The organism is Bartonella sp. AA126HLJHH, from assembly GCF_042197425.1.
Lineage (GTDB): Bacteria > Pseudomonadota > Alphaproteobacteria > Rhizobiales > Rhizobiaceae > Bartonella.
Map to the genome: position 1 here is coordinate 45,053 of NZ_JBHIRU010000003.1, position 18,073 is coordinate 63,125.

Sequence of the window (18,073 nt, forward strand, 5' to 3'; positions counted from 1 at the left end):
TAGATCTTCAGAGCTCATCTGCATAACATTTTAATGTGATTGTTATCCAATATTAAAATACTTCTCACATGATGTACAAGCTATAAAGAAATAAGAAAAAACATTTGAAAATGTAAATATGAAATCTAAAAATTTAACTCTAAGATACAACCTATCTTCATTCATATAAATATACAGTGTATATTCTTAAACCTATAAGACTAAGAAAACCTAAACATTGATGAAACCTACAATCCTACCTGAAAAACAGTGACAATCATGTTAAATCAAATTGTCCGCAAGTGTCTCTCACTGAAAAAAACAATATCTTATCTGGACGGCACATATAACATCTTTTTATACGAAAAAACTATAAAGAAGTAATTTGTTATGAATCACAGCTTCCAATACAAGAAGATATTTTCACCTCTTGTGCCATCTGTAAATTCTCATCATAAACAGATATCGTTTTTATTCTTCAATGTTTCATAAACTGTTCTAAATCGAATCCATCATGCCTTGTATCTAATCAAAATCGATCTTACCAAAGATCATGCAAAAAAACGTAATAATATTATTCATAAAAAATAAAAAAAATCACAATAGATGTTTTTTGGCAATTTCACCAGCATTAGCAGCAATGCGTAAATCTAATCTAAGAAATAAAATATTCATTTTCAGAAAGATGAAAAGAAGCTCTTAAAAAATAATTTTTACAATCTGTTTCCTAAAGCATGTAATGTAGTAGCAACACGCGGCACGAAAATGCAATGCTATAAGTTTCAATAATCAAAAACAATTATTACTGAAAAAAGATAAAACAGCATTATTTTATACTAAAACAGTCAACAGAAAACGTGTAGCAACAAAATAAACCAAAAAACATCAAAAAGGTTCGGGATTATACAGAAAAATAAGCTAATAGAATAAAAGGAAAACTCTCTAACTTTTTATAGCCTATAAATATCATTTAAACATGGCGATCCCGACAGGATTCGAACCTGTGACCCACGGCTTAGAAGGCCGTTGCTCTATCCAGCTGAGCTACGGGACCCAACTGATTATTTTATCAATTCAAAATAGCATCTTCAATTCAATGTGTCCAAGAATGCTGCCGATCACTGCGAAAATTATCAGAATAAGAAATAGCACGTCGAATCGATGTATGTTTCTTTTCTACACGGTAAGAGATAGCATTCTTACGTGCAAAAGCAATCGCTTCTTCCTTCCTATTAAATCGAATCTTTACCTGATTATTCATATCAGACGTTGCCGTGTAGCCCATAAGAGGTTCAAGCATTTTTGCTTTCATTGGCTCATACTCTAGAATCCAAAAACCTGTATTCCCCTTACCTGACTGCATAGCTGTCTTAGCAGGACTATAAATACGTGCGATCATGCCTTTTTCCTTCAGATTACACAACGCTTGGATGATAGTTTCTCACCACACGTACCCAATTGGGTCATTCTCACACACTCAATCAAATATGGTCGGAGCGATAGGATTCGAACCTACGACCCCCTGATCCCAAATCAGGTGCGCTACCAGGCTGCGCTACGCTCCGCCATTTACATTTACTTGATGCACATTTCCTAAAATTTTCACAACAGAAGTGCAAGAGAAAAACACACTTTTTTTAAATTTTGTTGCATTTCTTTACAAAAAAGCACATTTTTTAATTTTTTCCCCTACTCAATAACAAATTTATTGACAAATAGTAGAAAATAACCTCCGTAAAAAATCCAATCTATATTAAAAAAGAATGAATTTCTCTATAAGGACTTCATAATTTTTATCCTGTTTTAAGCAAGCTCTCACTGTATCAAAACGCATTTCACAGATACAGTTTTAGAAAAAAACGACTTAAATATCATAGATAAATTTTCCCAAAGAGAACATAAGCCAAAGAATTCAGCTGTATTAAGCTTTTTCCCCCTCTTTTTCTATCTTCCCAAAGACTCTTTTATTAAAAATTCTAGAATCTTCTACAATCCAAATCCATAAACAACAAACATTTTTTCAAAGCACAAAGGTTTTATTATAAATAAAATAAAGCGCTCTTTTTAGAAAAATTTTCAAATGCGAAGATGGTAAGAATTCAACATCATACAATAAAATCTCAAAGCTATTTAAAATAAAAATACGACAAGAGTAAAAAAAACACTATTTTTTACTCTTATATAGATATCCCAAAAGAAGAAAATTTAAATGACTTGTCTTCCACATATTGAAACGATAATAGAAGAACAGAATAAGTAAGCCATGATAAGGAGTATTTACGGTTTTCTTCTATTTAAAACTTCAGCAATAACAGCACGTGTTATTTTTCTTTTTCTTTGTAATGCCAACTGATCAACAGAATCAATAACACGCTTCAATGAAAATAAAGAACGTTCACAACGGCTTACAAGATAATAAACCGTATCTGGATGTACAATAAGTTGCCTATCGGAAAAAAGCTTAAATGCAACAGCTGTTAACAATGCATCATCAGGCTGATTAATTTCAACGAACATCACCGAATTAAGACGACTTTTTAGATCATTTAACATTAAATTCCAAGCGGAAGGAAGTGTTTGTGCCGTCATCAATAAAGTAGCCTGTCGTGCATCAAGATTTGCTTGCTTAATACTGTTAATTAAATGAAAAAGTTCTGTCTCATTGATTTCACCTGTATCAATATCCTCTATTAAAAATGATCTGCCTAAAGAAGCCATAGTAACAGCCTGATCAAGTTCATTGTGCTGAATCCTGAAAGCATCTGCTTTTTGGAGCCATATATTAGAAAAATGCGTTTTTCCAGATCCTTCTTTACCAACCAAAACTGCAATAGGTAAGCTCCAATTGGGCCAGTGATCAATAAGCTGAAAAGCCATACGATTGCTTTCCGTTACCACTAAATCCTCAAATTGAAAAATCGGATCATAAGGAAAATTTAAAGATAATTGCGTTTCACGCCCATTCATTTTAGCGGCTCCGAATTTCCGCTTCGCGAATACATCTGAGAACTCAGATAAGTATGAAGAGCAAAACGAACTAAAACGCCAACAGCCGCTGCCGCAGGAACAGCAACAAGCATACCAGTAAAACCAAAGAGTGAAGAAAAAGCAAAAAGTGAAAACATCAACCATACGGGATGTAATCCCACTGATGAACCTACAAGCTTGGGTTGAAGAATATAACCTTCAATAAATTGACCAATTAAAAAAAGTGCCATCACAACAATGATTCCCCCCCAATTATTGGGATAAAACTGGACCCATGCAATACCAACAGAAAGGACCAAACCACTCATTGTGCCGATATAAGGAACAAAGCTAATAAGACCAATAAACATACCAATCAAAAGACTAAAATTGAGTCCTGCAATCGTTAAACCAATAGCATAATAGCCTCCCAATATGAGACAAACTGTTCCTTGTCCACGAACAAAGCCTGCAATAGCTCTATCCATTTCATGAAAAATACTACGGACGGTTTCAAGATGATCACGCGGTATTAACGAATCGATTGCTGTTACCATACGTGGCCAATCTAATAACATATAAAATGCCACCACAGGTGCCACAACAAATAGGCTAACGATATTAACGATAGATTTTCCTGACTTTAAAAGTGAATTCAAAAGAGACGTAATAAAATCCGAACCTTCGCCCAAAAATCCTTTAATATTATTCCGTAATTCATTTGGATCACTTCCAAAATAGCGCCTTAACCAATCAAAATCATGCTCAACAAAAAAGGTTTGAATACGATTAATATAAACAGGTAAACCATCACTCATAAATTGCTGTATTTGCCAACTAATAACAGGAATCAAAATAACTAAAGCAGCAACAAAGGTAATAACAATAAATAAGGTAATAAGGACAGTCCCAAACACACGACGAATACCAAATTTTTCAAGTAATTGAACAATGGGATTGAGAAAATAAGCCAACACAATCCCTGCCACAAAAGGAAGCAAAATCGATCCAAAAACAAACATAAAAAGAATGAAAAAAATCAGCGTACCAAGCCAAAAAAAGATTTGTCTTTTCATATTATTCGGCAACGGTAATTGAGTATACGCTGGCACATAAGTCTTATAACGATCACGAGATGTATTCTCACTCACTTTCTTTCTCATAAGTTGCCAAGAAGACTGTCCGTGATTATCTGATATCTTGCTCATAAAATATCCTAAAAAAATCTTCACAAAAAATTATAAACAACTTCAAAATAAGCTACAAGAAAAGTTGCTTATTTTCTTATCAATATCTCTTGCAGAGAGAACTCTATCATGGCATTGCATAATATCAAAACCTGATTTTCCATTAAAGGAAGGCTCCAATGAGCAATCAAGATCTTATAAAGAATAAATCCAAAGTCGGCCTTACCTACGCAAAAGCCGGTGTAAACATCGATATGGGTAATGCCATGGTAGAAAAAATCAAACCCTTTATACGCGCTACAAAACGAGCCGGAGCAGATGCAGAAATTGGTGGGTTTGGTGGCCTTTTTGATTTAAAAGCCGCTGGCTTTACAGATCCTATCCTCGTAGCAGCCAATGATGGAGTGGGAACAAAATTAAAAATTGCTATCGAAGTAGGTCACCATAATACTGTAGGTATTGATCTCGTTGCTATGTGTGTCAATGATTTACTTGTACAAGGAGCTGAACCGCTCTTTTTTCTGGATTATTTTGCAACTGGAAAGCTCGACCCTGAACAAGGGGCTGCGATTGTTTCTGGTGTTGCAGAAGGATGTAAACAAGCCGGTGCTGCTCTTATTGGAGGAGAAACTGCAGAAATGCCAGGAATGTATGCAGAGGGAGATTATGATCTAGCCGGTTTTGCTGTAGGAGCATGCGAACGTAGCAAGCTACTCCCTTCAAAAGATTTGATAGAAGGTGATGTTATATTAGGTCTAAGCTCCTCTGGAATTCATTCCAATGGCTTTTCGCTTGTTCGACGAATCATCCAGCAAAATTATCTCAAATGGAATGACCCTGCCCCTTTTTCCCCTGAAAACAGCCTTGGCATAGCACTTCTTACACCAACACGCATTTATGTAAAATCGCTTCTTCCTATCATGCGAAAATATGAAGGGATTAAAGCTCTTGCTCATATTACGGGTGGAGGCTTTCCTGAAAATATTCCACGTGTCCTTCCATCTTCTCTCTGCGCTGAAATTAATCTTTCTACCATCAATGTTCCAGCAGTATTTTCATGGATTGCCAAACAAGGTAAAATAGAAGAAAGAGAAATGTTAAGAACATTCAATTGTGGTATTGGCATGATCATTATCGTAGCACAGCATGCAGCTGAAAAAATTACACAAGCTCTTGAAAGAAAAGGAGAAACTGTAACTCCCCTTGGTATTTTAACAAAATGCCAAGATCAAAATAAAGGAATACTTTATCAAGGGGTACTGCATTTATGAAAAAACAAATCGTCGTTTTCATTTCTGGTAATGGGTCCAATATGGTCGCCCTTGCTCAAGCTAGTCAACAAAAAGAATATCCTGCTGAAATTGTCGCGGTTATTTGCGATAATCCGCGTGCAAACGGTATTGAAAAGGCGCAAAACCATAACTTACCTATTCATATTGTTGATCGTAAAATTTACAAAACAAAAGAAGAGCATGAAGAAGATATTTTTACGATTTTAGATCAATATAAACCAGATTTTCTCTGCTTTGCAGGGTATATGCGTCTTATCTCACCACGTTTTGTAAAACTTTATGAAGGACGAATTTTAAACATTCATCCTTCTCTTTTGCCTTCATTTAAAGGCTTAAACACACATGAAAAAGCTTTACAAGCAGGTGTAAAAATCACGGGTTGCACTGTTCATCTTGTTACAGAAGACATGGATGCAGGAAAAATCCTTGCCCAAGCAGCCGTTCCAGTCTATCCCCATGATACTGCTGAGTGCTTAGCAGAAAGAGTTCTTAAAGTAGAGCATAAACTCTACCCTGAAGCTTTAAAAGCATTTATTGAAGGAAAGAGCAAAATAGTCGATACGCAACAACAGCTTTTATCTTTTTGAGTGTATCAACAATCTATTAATCAGCATATTTCAATGCTTTACACATAGTTTCTGCTCAGTATCTACAATTGAAAATCTCTATGAAATGTTGACATAATAGAGCCCATCTCTTCATAAATTTTTGCACAAAACATGTGATTTTTTGAATTTTATTTCATTTTCAAAATTCTTCTTCTTTATTTAGTTCTATGACATTATCATAAGCTCTATTTATCAAAATGCTCTCGTCTTTAGCCTAAAAAATCTTAAAATACGCAATTTTTCTATTGCATAAATTTTTTCTCATGATGAAAGTGTTTCTTTAACTGTTACAGCTAACTGTTTGAGTGTAAAAGGTTTAGATAAAAAACCAAAAACAGCATCTTGTGGAAGATTTTTAGCAAAAGCATCTTTTGCATATCCAGAAACGAAAAGAAATTTGATACCAGGATAGTTTTTACGGACTTCCTTCAATAAAGTGGGCCCATCCATTTCTGGCATCACCACATCGGAAACAATAATATCAACATCTCCTTTTTGTTCCTCAAGAATAGAGAGTGCTTCCGCCCCACTTGCTGCCTCTAAAACCGTATATCCTCTCATTTGAAGAGCTCTTACCCCCCCCATTCTGACCGCATCTTCATCTTCAACCAATAAAACAGTCGCAGATCCTGTTAAGTCTATATTTTTATCTTTCTCTTCATCTTTTTCAATCTTTTGAGAAATTTCTCCTTTTATATTGGGGATATAACGGGGAAGAAAAATATGAAATGTTGCTCCTTCACCTTCTTTACTTTCACAATAAATATACGCACCGCTCTGCTTGATAATTCCATAAACCATTGATAAACCAAGTCCTGTTCCTTTTCCAACTTCTTTTGTTGTAAAAAATGGCTCAAACATTTTTTCTTGTATAGCAGCAGATATACCAGCCCCTGTATCTGAAATAGTCAATTGCACATACTCGCCAATTGCTAATCCAAGATGATTAAATTCAGCACTTTGTTGCTTTGTAATATTATTTGTTGCAATCGTAACAATACCTCCATCTAACATGGCATCACGCGCATTAATAACCAAATTCATAATAACACGCTGAAAAGATGCTTGATCAACTTCAACGCTCCACAAATCTCTTCCATGGATAATTTTTAACTGAATATTATTCCCCAAAAGTGGTAAAATAAGATTGCGGATATCTGATAAAAATTCAGTAAAATCGACTTCTTCAGGTCGAAGTGTTTGCTTTCTAGAAAAAGCTAATAATTGCTGGACAAGAGCAGCTGCACGATTAGCATTGTTTTTAATATTGATCAGATCAGCATGAGCAGGATCAGAACTACGATGCGTATTTAAAAGAAGATCACACGACATTAAAATTGCTGTTAAAACATTATTAAAATCATGAGCAATGCCGCCAGCCAATTGTCCTACAGCTTGCATCTTCTGACTTTGCATCATTTTATCTTCAAGAGTTTTTTGTTCGGTTGTTTCAATCACAGAGATAATAAGCAAATCTTGCAATGCATCACCGTGATAGGGCGGTACAGACATAATATGGAGCCGTAAATGGCATTCTTCATTTTTTTCTAAAACAGTTTCTAGAGAAACAAAATAATTTTTATTTGTCGCAATTCTCTGAAAAGAACGCTCTAACTGCACACAATCACGACGAGAAATAACATCATAAAAATTGACAGCTTTGTCCATACATCCCGTGAGTGATGAAAAAGCTTTATTCATATGAACCAATTGCCCTGCATGATCCACCACGGCTATTGCAAAAGGACTCGCATCAAAATATTCTCCTAATATACTGGGTAATTTTAATTGATCATCCTCTTCTTTTTGTATTTGTTGTGGAATGATCACAACACGATAAATGGCTTCCTCTTCTAAGAGAGAAGAAACAGATATAAGACAATGGAATATTTTCTCACAAGTCGTGTGTGAATTTAAACATAACGAAAACCTATAAGGTAAAGAGTAACCTGAACTTTGATATCTGTTGGTTTGTAAACAGATATCACTCCATGAGCTCTTAGCACCAACGCTATCAAATAACGAATCAAAATTATGTTGACCAATTGAGAAATTCGCTAAATCAATTGAAAACCATTCTGCAAAAGTCGCATTGGCATAAAGAATAGTTCCTTGTCTATTAACGGATACAAAACCAATAGAAGCTTGATCCAAGTGATTGATAGCCTCTTGAAGGTTCGAGAAAAAAACTTCTCGCGTTTGTTGTAAGTGCGAAATATCAGTAATACGCCAAAATAAAAGCTTTTTTTTCTGTTTTGTGATAGGTTGAATGGAAATATTATACCAAACAGATTTTTTTGGTGTAGAATCAGTAAAAATTGGCTGTTCTACTCTTAATTCCTCTTGCGCTGCAAGATTATTACAGGCTGCAACCTTTAAGCGATACGAGAGTGCACCAGCTCCTGGCAGATCCGCTATAACCCTATAACAAGACACTTCAGGCTTATAGGTCAGAATTTTTCGATAGTTTTGATTAGAATAATAAACAAAACCAGAAAGATCAGAGATTACAATTGCATCATCGCTCCTATTAAAGATGCTAAAATCAAAATCTTCATGCGACCACACATGATATCTTAAAATTCCCATTCCACACAAAACGAGTGTTGCAACACCGATCATTGCTAGAATCAAAAAAGATATTGATATCACCTGTTGCAAATAGTTTTGTGGATAAAAAAAACCTAAAATACCCACAATGAAAAGAAAACCTAATACAAAAACAATACCAAAAATCACAACTCTCCGGTGAAACGAAGACGCTGATCTTTCATTATTCTGAAAATCTTTATCCATCTCTCTTTGCCTTAGCTTATAGCTATTTCTTATGTCACAAACTTCCTTTATATTCGTTGTTATGTTGTTATAAAGTATATACTATGATATTATCTAAGATAAGCTCGCTTAATATTCAAAAGTTTATTTCTTACATTATAAGTGAATCTTTTGAGGGTATGTTTATAAATTTATCTCAATAAAAAATAATATTTCCATCCAAAATGGGAGAAAATCTATGTATATCTGGTTATCAGAGCAGATAGGTGTATCTGCTGCAAACATAACGATAAGCTTTTTGCTTTTTATAATAACAATCGCAGCTATTACCGTAATTATCGTGTTTTTACGTCGCTTAAGTACAGGAAGATACAGCATTAATAGAAAAAAAAGTCTATCACGATTAGCATTATGTGAAGTAATTTCTATAGATCGAGCACGCCGCCTTGTTTTAGTCCGTTGCGATAATAAAGAACATTTGCTCCTTATTGGCGGATTAACAGATGTGGTTGTAGAATCCGATATTACTGGTACATCAAAAATACAAAAAAGAGAAACAGACACACATCTAAATTCCGCCCCTCCAGAAAGAAACGATGTATCGGATAAAAGTCCCTCTCCTTTTACGAATCAAGGGGTAAAAGATTCAGCCATCACCGCCGAAATTGAGGGGCGGCAAGAACCATCTTTATTCATTCCTATCCCTCAAAAATAAAAATATACAATTTCATCACCACGAATTTCATTTGTTTATCATCTCAATAACCTTAATCATCGCGATAAACTCTTTCACGTCGTTCGTGACGTTCTTGCGCTTCCAATGACAAAACGGCTATCGGCCGAGCCTCAAGACGCTTGATACTAATGGGTTCGCCGGTTTCTTCACAAAAACCGTATGTCCCATTATCAATGCGCTCTAAAGCAGCATCTATTTTTGAAATAAGTTTCCTCTGACGATCACGAGCACGTAATTCGATTGTACGATCAGTTTCACAAGAAGCCCGATCAGTCAAATCGGGCTGACCAACATTCTCTTCCTGCAAATTTTCCAAAGTCTCACGAGCTTCTTTTAATATATCATTCTTCCAAGAAACCAATTTAGCACGAAAATACGCCTTTTGCCGCTCATTCATAAAAGGCTCATCTTCACTAGGGCGATATTGACCATCAATCTCTTCGCTCATGCAATAAAAAACCTCCACATATGCTATGTGCGGTCTATATATTGTGCAATACCCATCAACACAAGAGTAAAATGTTTTTTCATAACAATCGACGAATATATCTAAATGCACTGTTTAGGTTTGATCGCTTTTTTATGTAGATTGAATTCTTGATCAAATCTCATCCAGAATCATTTTTCTCGCTTATTGAAAAACTTTAAAAAGAAGGAAATCAGATATCAGAGCCATCCCTCCCCTACTCCCTACATTGTTAAAAATCTAAATGAAGCAACAATAAATCATTTCATCAATGCAAAAAATAAAATCTTTATAAAGGCAAAGTGTGATATTCACGTTTCAAATACATCAAAGCATCTTTTTCTTTATTACAGTTGATTGCAACAACCTCACCAATCAAAACACAATGGGTTGCGTGTTCGTGCCAACAAATCAAACGACAATCAAACGACGCTAGAGCGTCTGAAAGACTAGGCGCCCCCGTTTGCAAAGCTCCCCATTGAGCAACATCAAAACGCTCATTTTGTGTAGAATTGCAACGCCTCGAAAAAACATCCGCTAATGAGCGATGTTTTCCTGCCAAGCTATTAACACAAAAATTTCCATTCTCCATAAACACCTGATTCTTTAAATTATGACGCATGAGACAAACAAGAAGGGTTGGAGGATCATCAGATAAAGAACAACACGCCGAAACAGTCACCCCACGTCTTCCCTTAATACCATTTGTTGTCACAATATGCACAGCTCCTGCAAAAAGACTCATGGCATCTCGATATTCTTGGGAAGAAACCGCAATAGTATGTTTATGTTGAAGTTCAGGCATCAAATATGTTTTATGATTCGACATATCTTTCACTTATAAAGCTTTAAAATTTCAAGCAATCTTTCCATAAAAAGACCTATAATACATATTTTTTCTTTTCCGTCATAACACAAAAAATATTTGTGTATACACAGTGATATGATAAAAACTGCCAATCTAAGGAGATTTTAATGCCCCATTCTCATCTCATTTCGCCTTCTCTCTTGGCTTCTGATTTTTCTAAACTTGGACAAGAAATGTTAGATGTTGTTGATGCTGGTGCAGATTGGCTTCATCTTGATGTTATGGATGGGCACTTTGTTCCTAACATCACCTTTGGTCCTGAAATCATCAAAGCTCTGCGCCCATTAACAAAAGCAATATTTGATGTCCACCTGATGATCGCACCAGTAGACCCTTATTTAGAAGCTTTTGCAAAAGCAGGTTCAGATATTATAACTATTCATGCTGAAGCAGGTCCACATCTTCATCGTTCATTACAAACAATCAAAAAAATGGGGAAAAAAGCAGGAATCGCACTCAATCCAAGCACCCCTGAACATGTACTTGAATATTTGCTTGATCAATTAGATCTCATTCTCATCATGACGGTCAATCCCGGTTTTGGTGGACAAAGTTTTATTCCAGAAATAAAAGATAAAATTAAGCGCGTTAAAAGCATGATTGCAAACCGCCCTATTGATCTTGAAGTTGATGGTGGTATCACCGTTGATACAATTGGGATAGCTGCAAAAGCTGGTGCAAATGTATTTGTCGCAGGCTCTGCAATTTATAAAGATGGCAATAAAGAGCTTTACAAAACACGTATTAGTGCATTGCGCCAAGCCGCAATCCTCTCACAACAAGGAAAAAAATGATGATCGCACGTTATTCCCGCCCTGCAATGGTAACAATTTGGTCTCCTGAAACAAAATATCGTATTTGGTTTGAAATTGAAGCCCATGCCTGTGATGCTCTTGCTCACTTAGGGATTATTCCGAAAGAAGCCGCCAAAGTCATTTGGGAAAAAGGGGCAGCAGCTAAATTTGATGTCAATCGTATTGATGAAATTGAAGCAATTACCAAACATGATGTTATCGCATTTCTAACCCACCTAGCTGAATTCATTGGACCAGAGGCACGTTTTATCCACCAAGGCATGACATCATCTGATGTTCTCGATACAACGCTGAACATTCAATTGATGCGTGCGAGTGATATTTTGCTAGAGGATATAGATCAACTTCTTGAAGCATTAAAAAGACGTGCTTTTGAGCATAAAGAGACAATCACCATTGGGCGGAGTCATGGCATTCATGCTGAACCGACAACATTTGGAATCAAGTTTGCTCTTGCATACGCTGAATTTTCTCGTTGTCGCAAACGTCTTCTTGCTGCACGAGAAGAAATTTCTACTTGCGCGATTTCAGGAGCTGTAGGAACTTTTGCTAATATCGATCCACGCGTTGAAGAACATGTAGCAAAAGCCTTGAAAATGCGTACTGAACCGGTTTCCACCCAAGTAATACCAAGAGATCGTCATGCTATGTTTTTTGCAACACTTGGTGTTATTGCTTCCTCTATTGAAAGGCTAGCAATAGAAATACGCCATTTACAACGAACAGAAGTTCTTGAAGCAGAGGAACATTTTTCACCTGGGCAAAAAGGTTCATCGGCAATGCCTCATAAACGTAATCCAGTTTTAACAGAAAATTTAACTGGATTAGCCCGTATGGTACGTGCATTTGCACTCCCAGCCATGGAAAATGTAGCTCTTTGGCATGAACGTGATATTTCCCATTCATCTGTTGAGCGTTATATTGCTCCAGATGCGACTATTACACTTGATTTTGCTCTTTCTCGCCTCACATCTGTCATTGAAAATCTCATTGTCTATCCAGAAAATATGCAAAAAAATCTCAATAAATTCCGCGGTCTTGTTCACTCACAACGGGTTCTTTTAGCACTCACACAAGCAGGGATTAGTCGTGAAGATTCTTATCGGATTGTACAACGAAATGCGATGAAAGTTTGGGAACAAGGAAAAGATTTTTTAGAAGAACTCCTCAACGACAAAGATGTTACCAAAGCTTTAAGTGAAGAAGAACTTCGCGAAAAATTTGATCTTTCTTACCACACCAAACATATCAATACGATTTTTAAACGTGTTTTTGAAGAACAATAAAGCGACATAGAAAACCAAAATCCATTCAACCTATGATCAAAAATCTGTTGTAACAAAGAAAACAATTCATGAAAGCAAATCAACTCGATATTCTTATTGTTCCTGGTTACAAAGGATCTGGTCCAGATCATTGGCAAACACGCTGGGAAAAAAAATTGTCGACAGCCAGCCGCATTGAACAACTCCATTGGTCAAAGCCTGTTTGTGAAGAGTGGGTTAACAAAGTTAAAACCGCCATCGCAAAAGCTCAAAGGCCTGTTATGCTTATTGCTCATTCATTAGGAGTTCCCAGTGTTATTCATGCAACTGTACAAAATACAGAAAAAATTTGTGGCGCTTTCTTTGTTGCACCTCCAGATGTCGCCAATGAAAAAATACGTCCCAAACATTTAATGACATTTGGCCCCTATCATCGCCAAAAGCTTCCTTTTCCTTCTATTGTCATAGCCAGTCGCAACGATGAGTTTTGTCAATTTTCAGTAGCAGAAAAAATTGCCAATGATTGGGGATCACTCTTTGTTGATGCTGGGTATTCTGGCCATATTAACGCAGAATCCGGACACGGACCTTGGCCTGAAGGGCTTATGGTCCTCTCTCACTTTCTTGCAAAAATTTGATCCAAAAGAGGTGATCTTCTTTCTCATCGCTTATGTATCTTCACCTTTGGGTAAACGTGTAATGATAAAAATTATAAAAGTATCATAGCAATATCATTGAGAAATTCTATCAATTAGGATAGTATCATTTATCAATGTTATTAAAAACCTCTCAAGATAAATAGAGAATCATGATGAATCGTCGCCACCGTATTTATGAAGGCAAGGCTAAAATTTTATATGAAGGACCTGAACCAGGGACTTATATTCAATTTTTTAAAGATGATGCAACTGCCTTTAATGCAAAAAAACATGAAATTATCGACGGAAAGGGCGTTTTAAACAACCGAATTTCGGAACATATTTTTAGCCATCTTGGACGTTTGGGCATCCCAACACATTTTATCAAACGTATAAACATGCGCGAACAGCTTATTAAAGCGGTGGAAATCATTCCGTTGGAAGTTGTTGTTCGCAATGTTGCTGCCGGCTCTCTTGCTAAGCGTTTAGGACTGGAAGAAGGAACCCCGCTTCCGCAATCCATCATTGAATTCTACTATAAAAATGATTCTCTCGATGATCCTATGGTAACGGAAGAACATATCACAGCTTTTGGATGGGCTGTGCCACAAGAGATAGAAGATATCATGCAACTTTCAATTCGTATTAATGATTTTCTTTCTGGGCTTTTTGCCGGTGTTAACATCCAATTAATTGATTTTAAAATGGAATTTGGTCGCCTGTGGGAAGATGAAACAATGCGCATTGTTCTTGCTGATGAAATCTCTCCTGATTCTGCACGACTATGGGATATGCACACACAAGAAAAAATGGATAAAGACCGTTTTCGTCGTGATATGGGAGGGCTTATTAATGCCTATCAAGAAGTTGCCAAACGTCTTGGTATTATGAATGAAAACGAACCAACACGACCAAGTGGTCCCGTTCTCGTAAAGTAAAAACAAGGTAAAAAACATCACCTTATACAACCCCCCCTCTTCAAAGGAGAGGTTCTTTTAACAAGCAGGAAGCAAAAAATGAAAGCACGCATTACGGTTACTTTAAGAGAAAGCGTTCTTGATCCACAAGGAGAAGCAATTGTCGGTGCTTTAAAAAGTTTGGCTTTCGAAGGCATTCAATCTATTCGTCAAGGAAAGGTTTTTGATATTGTTCTTGATGATTTACCTTCTGAAACTGCAAAGAAAAAACTTGAACAAATGTGTGAAGAGTTACTCGCAAATACTGTCATCGAAAATTATACAATCGAACTTCTGTAAGTGAAACGCTCATGAAAACTGCCATCATTCAACTTCCTGGATTAAATCGTGATCGAGATATGGTTGCAGCATTACATCATATAACGGGAGTTGAGCCACTAAAAATTTGGCAAACAGAAACAACAATTCCAGATGTAGATGTTATTATTATTCCTGGTGGTTTTTCCTATGGCGACTACTTAAGATGTGGTGCGATTGGAGCGCGAACTCCCGTCTTAAAAGCCATTCGTGAAAAAGCACAAGAAGGTACGACAATTATAGGTATCTGTAATGGATTTCAAATTTTGTTGGAAGCAGGATTATTACCCGGTACTTTAATGCGTAACGCTTCTTTAAAATTTGTTTGTCGTGAAATCAAGCTTGAAGTCGTCAACGCCAAGACAAAATTTTCTCGATATTATTCTAAAGGACAAATTATTCGTTGTCCTGTTGCCCATCATGACGGAAATTATTTTGTTGATAGTGAAACATTGAAACAAATGGAAGACAATGAACAAATTGTTTTTCGCTATGCAGAAAATACAAACCCGAACGGCTCAATGAAAGATATTGCTGGTATTGTTAATAAAGCTGGTAATATTCTTGGTATGATGCCCCATCCTGAAAACTTTATTGAACCCGCCCACGGAGGTACTGACGGTCGTTTACTTTTTCAAAGTGCTTTAGAGTTAGTAAATGGATAATGCTGCAAAAATACTCGCGCTCCATAATTTAAAAAAATAAGGATTTATACCATTTCTTGCTTCATAAAGCTATAAACAAAGCTCTTCACAAACAACAATGGATATTATTTTCTAAACACATAATTATTTAAGACCATTTTTAGTCTTAAATCCCACCAAACAAACGGACAAAATCTTCAGCTTACTGTCTATAAATATTTTTATTATTAAACAACATGATTGTTTATAATATAAGCTGCTAGGTTAAAAAAATAAAAATACTAAATTTCGATTAATTTGACGGATAAATACTCATGAAGCCTTGCAATAACATCACTATTACATCAGAACTCATTGCACAACACGGGCTAAAAGAAGATGAATATCAACGTATCCTAACGTTAATTGGTAGAGAACCAACATTTACTGAACTAGGAATTTTTTCTGCGATGTGGAACGAACATTGTTCCTATAAATCATCTAAAAAATGGCTAAAAACTCTTCCGACAGAAGGAAAATGTGTCATCCAAGGACCTGGTGAAAATGCTGGTGTTGTCGATATTGGCGAAGGACAATGTGTTGTTTTCAAAATGGAAAGCCATAACCACCCTTCTTATATTGAACCTTATCAAGGTGCAGCGACAGGTGTTGGTGGTATTTTACGTGATGTCTTTACAATGGGAGCCCGTCCTGTTGCTGCTATGAATGCATTGCGATTTGGTGCTCCTGATCACCCACGAACACGCCATCTTGTTTCTGGTGTTGTTTCTGGAATAGGTGGTTACAGCAATTCTTTTGGTGTTCCAACGGTTGGTGGAGAAGTAAATTTTGATGAGCGTTATAATGGCAATATCCTTGTTAACGCTTTTGTCGCCGGTATTGCAAAGACAGACGCCCTTTTTTATTCTAAAGCACAAGGTATTGGACTCCCTGTTGTTTATCTGGGTGCAAAAACAGGACGTGATGGTGTCGGTGGAGCAACAATGGCTTCTGCTGAATTTGATTCTTCAATCAGTGAAAAACGTCCAACCGTTCAAGTCGGTGATCCTTTTACAGAAAAATGTCTCCTTGAAGCATGTTTAGAGCTCATGGAACTTGGAGCCGTGGTTGCTATCCAAGATATGGGGGCAGCAGGACTCACCTCTTCTGCCGTTGAAATGGGAGCAAAAGGAAATCTGGGGATACAGCTTAATCTTGATACAGTTCCTGTTCGAGAAGAAAACATGACAGCCTATGAAATGATGCTTTCTGAAAGTCAAGAGCGTATGCTCATGGTCCTTAAACCAGAACTAGAAAAGCAAGCAGAAGCAATTTTTCATAAGTGGGGACTACATTTTTCTATCATTGGAAAAACAACCGATGATTTACGTTTTCGTGTATTTCATCAAGGGGAAGAAGTTGTCAATCTTCCCATCAAAGAGCTTGGTGATGAAGCGCCTGTTTATGATCGTCCTTGGAGTGAGCCGGCAAAAAAAACACCCTTGAAAGCAGAAGACGTCAAAAAAGTTGAAAATCTTGGTGATGCGCTTCTGTGCTTATTGAATTCTGCTGATCAAAGTTCTCGGCGATGGGTTTATGAACAATATGATACCCTTATCCAAGGAAATAGCCTTGTTTGTCCAGGAGGTGATGCAGGCGTTATCCGTGTAGGAAACAACAGCAAACGTGCTCTTGCTTTTTCTTCTGATGTAACACCTCGCTATTGTGAAGCAGACCCTTATGAAGGGGGGAAACAAGCTGTCGCAGAATGCTGGCGAAACATTAGTACGACAGGTGCAACACCACTGGCTGCTACAGATAATCTCAATTTTGGTAACCCTGAAAAACCTGAAATTATGGGACAGCTGGTTTTTGCTATTAAAGGTATAGGAGAAGCTTGTAGAATCCTTGATTTTCCTATCGTTTCAGGCAATGTTTCTCTTTACAACGAAACAAATGGGGAAGCCATTCTTCCAACCCCCACAATTGCTGGTGTAGGCCTTCTTAATGATTGGTCTAAAATGGTAACAATAAGTGGTATGCAAAATGGAGATATTCTTGTTTTAGTAGGAAATTGCGGCTCCCATTTAGGACAATCAATCTATGCACGTAACATTTTAAATATTGATGCAGGCGCCCCCCCACCTGTAGATTTACAACTTGAAAAAAAGCATGGTCAATTTGTTCGAGATGTCATACATCGTGGTTTTATTCACGCCGCCCATGACCTTTCTGACGGAGGATTAGCGATAGCACTTGCTGAAATGGTGATTAAAGCAGGTAAAGGAATCAAAGTAAAATTAAGCAATAAATCACTCCATCATGCAGAACTTTTTGGAGAAGACCAAGGACGTTATCTTTTAGCCGTCAAACCTCACTCTCTTAATAGTCTTAAAGAGCTCGCACAAATCAATACAGTTTCTTTAACAAAGCTAGGTCAAGTTGCAGGTGATGCACTTGATATAGATGGAATACTAAAACTTTCTATAGACAAACTCACAAAAGCCTATGAAAACTGGTTTCCACAATTTATGGGTGAAGAGTAAAAATTGTTTTTTCTCTTAAACAGCCTTTATAAAA

Annotated in this window: 16 protein-coding genes and 2 tRNA genes; 10 read left to right on the plus strand and 8 right to left on the minus strand. The window is 36.6% G+C overall.

The window, feature by feature from the left end; all coding sequences use genetic code 11:
- Nucleotides 1–956: 956 nt before the first annotated feature.
- The 5 genes from ACFIQC_RS02620 to ACFIQC_RS02640 form a co-directional block, all read right to left on the minus strand.
- Nucleotides 957–1,033, minus strand: a tRNA-Arg gene (locus ACFIQC_RS02620).
- A gap of 39 nt (nucleotides 1,034–1,072) precedes the next feature.
- Nucleotides 1,073–1,378 (minus strand): ETC complex I subunit, encoded by a 306-nt coding sequence (locus ACFIQC_RS02625; protein ID WP_375611556.1) that lies wholly within the window; start codon nucleotides 1,376–1,378, stop codon nucleotides 1,073–1,075.
- Nucleotides 1,379–1,467: 89 nt separating this feature from the next.
- Nucleotides 1,468–1,544: transfer RNA gene (locus ACFIQC_RS02630), tRNA-Pro, on the minus strand.
- 712 nt (nucleotides 1,545–2,256) lie between these two features.
- Nucleotides 2,257–2,946 (minus strand): DnaA regulatory inactivator HdaA, encoded by a 690-nt coding sequence (gene hdaA, locus ACFIQC_RS02635; protein ID WP_375632189.1) that lies wholly within the window; start codon nucleotides 2,944–2,946, stop codon nucleotides 2,257–2,259.
- A complete protein-coding gene (locus ACFIQC_RS02640) occupies nucleotides 2,943–4,154 on the minus strand; it encodes an AI-2E family transporter (RefSeq protein ID WP_375700804.1) in 1,212 nt (403 codons plus the stop codon). The genes hdaA and ACFIQC_RS02640 overlap by 4 nt, the downstream gene beginning before the upstream one ends.
- A gap of 158 nt (nucleotides 4,155–4,312) precedes the next feature.
- Here ACFIQC_RS02640 and purM point away from each other — a divergent pair, with 158 nt between their 5' ends.
- Both purM and purN read left to right on the plus strand, forming a co-directional pair.
- Entirely contained in the window at nucleotides 4,313–5,404 is a 1,092-nt protein-coding gene (gene purM, locus ACFIQC_RS02645) for a phosphoribosylformylglycinamidine cyclo-ligase (RefSeq protein WP_375706694.1), read from the plus strand.
- Nucleotides 5,401–6,012, plus strand: a complete 612-nt coding sequence (gene purN / locus ACFIQC_RS02650; protein ID WP_375640400.1) for a phosphoribosylglycinamide formyltransferase — start codon at nucleotides 5,401–5,403, stop codon at nucleotides 6,010–6,012. Before purM ends, purN begins: the two co-directional genes overlap by 4 nt.
- Nucleotides 6,013–6,294: 282 nt before the next feature.
- Here purN and ACFIQC_RS02655 read toward each other — a convergent pair whose 3' ends face one another.
- The gene (locus ACFIQC_RS02655; protein ID WP_375706695.1) at nucleotides 6,295–8,829 is read right to left on the minus strand and encodes a response regulator; all 2,535 of its coding nucleotides are present in this window, start codon (nucleotides 8,827–8,829) and stop codon (nucleotides 6,295–6,297) included.
- A gap of 217 nt (nucleotides 8,830–9,046) precedes the next feature.
- Between ACFIQC_RS02655 and ACFIQC_RS02660 the strand changes: the two genes are divergently transcribed.
- Nucleotides 9,047–9,523 (plus strand): hypothetical protein, encoded by a 477-nt coding sequence (locus ACFIQC_RS02660; protein WP_375700802.1) that lies wholly within the window; start codon nucleotides 9,047–9,049, stop codon nucleotides 9,521–9,523.
- A gap of 52 nt (nucleotides 9,524–9,575) precedes the next feature.
- Here ACFIQC_RS02660 and dksA read toward each other — a convergent pair whose 3' ends face one another.
- Entirely contained in the window at nucleotides 9,576–9,992 is a 417-nt protein-coding gene (gene dksA / locus ACFIQC_RS02665; RefSeq protein WP_015856486.1) for an RNA polymerase-binding protein DksA, read from the minus strand.
- Nucleotides 9,993–10,299: 307 nt separating this feature from the next.
- Nucleotides 10,300–10,839, minus strand: a complete 540-nt coding sequence (locus ACFIQC_RS02670; protein ID WP_375611549.1) for a flavin reductase — start codon at nucleotides 10,837–10,839, stop codon at nucleotides 10,300–10,302.
- Between the two features lie 146 nt (nucleotides 10,840–10,985).
- Here ACFIQC_RS02670 and rpe point away from each other — a divergent pair, with 146 nt between their 5' ends.
- The 7 genes from rpe (at nucleotide 10,986) to purL (ending at nucleotide 18,039) form a co-directional block, all read left to right on the plus strand.
- Nucleotides 10,986–11,672 carry a ribulose-phosphate 3-epimerase gene (gene rpe / locus ACFIQC_RS02675; RefSeq protein WP_375621318.1) on the plus strand — a complete coding sequence of 229 codons (687 nt, stop codon included), beginning with the start codon at nucleotides 10,986–10,988 and terminating at the stop codon, nucleotides 11,670–11,672.
- Entirely contained in the window at nucleotides 11,672–12,979 is a 1,308-nt protein-coding gene (gene purB / locus ACFIQC_RS02680; RefSeq protein ID WP_375613148.1) for an adenylosuccinate lyase, read from the plus strand. Before rpe ends, purB begins: the two co-directional genes overlap by 1 nt.
- 68 nt (nucleotides 12,980–13,047) lie before the next feature.
- Nucleotides 13,048–13,596 carry an RBBP9/YdeN family alpha/beta hydrolase gene (locus ACFIQC_RS02685; RefSeq protein WP_375611547.1) on the plus strand — a complete coding sequence of 183 codons (549 nt, stop codon included), beginning with the start codon at nucleotides 13,048–13,050 and terminating at the stop codon, nucleotides 13,594–13,596.
- Between the two features lie 173 nt (nucleotides 13,597–13,769).
- Nucleotides 13,770–14,534: a phosphoribosylaminoimidazolesuccinocarboxamide synthase gene (gene purC / locus ACFIQC_RS02690; protein WP_273791179.1), complete on the plus strand. Its 765-nt coding sequence runs from the start codon at nucleotides 13,770–13,772 to the stop codon at nucleotides 14,532–14,534.
- 78 nt (nucleotides 14,535–14,612) lie between these two features.
- On the plus strand, nucleotides 14,613–14,852 hold the full coding sequence (purS, locus tag ACFIQC_RS02695; RefSeq protein ID WP_375611546.1) for a phosphoribosylformylglycinamidine synthase subunit PurS: 240 nt from the start codon (nucleotides 14,613–14,615) through the stop codon (nucleotides 14,850–14,852).
- A gap of 11 nt (nucleotides 14,853–14,863) precedes the next feature.
- Nucleotides 14,864–15,535, plus strand: a complete 672-nt coding sequence (purQ, locus tag ACFIQC_RS02700) for a phosphoribosylformylglycinamidine synthase subunit PurQ (RefSeq protein ID WP_375613086.1) — start codon at nucleotides 14,864–14,866, stop codon at nucleotides 15,533–15,535.
- 293 nt (nucleotides 15,536–15,828) lie between these two features.
- Complete coding sequence (purL, locus tag ACFIQC_RS02705) at nucleotides 15,829–18,039, plus strand: phosphoribosylformylglycinamidine synthase subunit PurL (protein ID WP_375630178.1); 2,211 nt, start codon at nucleotides 15,829–15,831, stop codon at nucleotides 18,037–18,039.
- Nucleotides 18,040–18,073 lie beyond the last annotated feature (34 nt).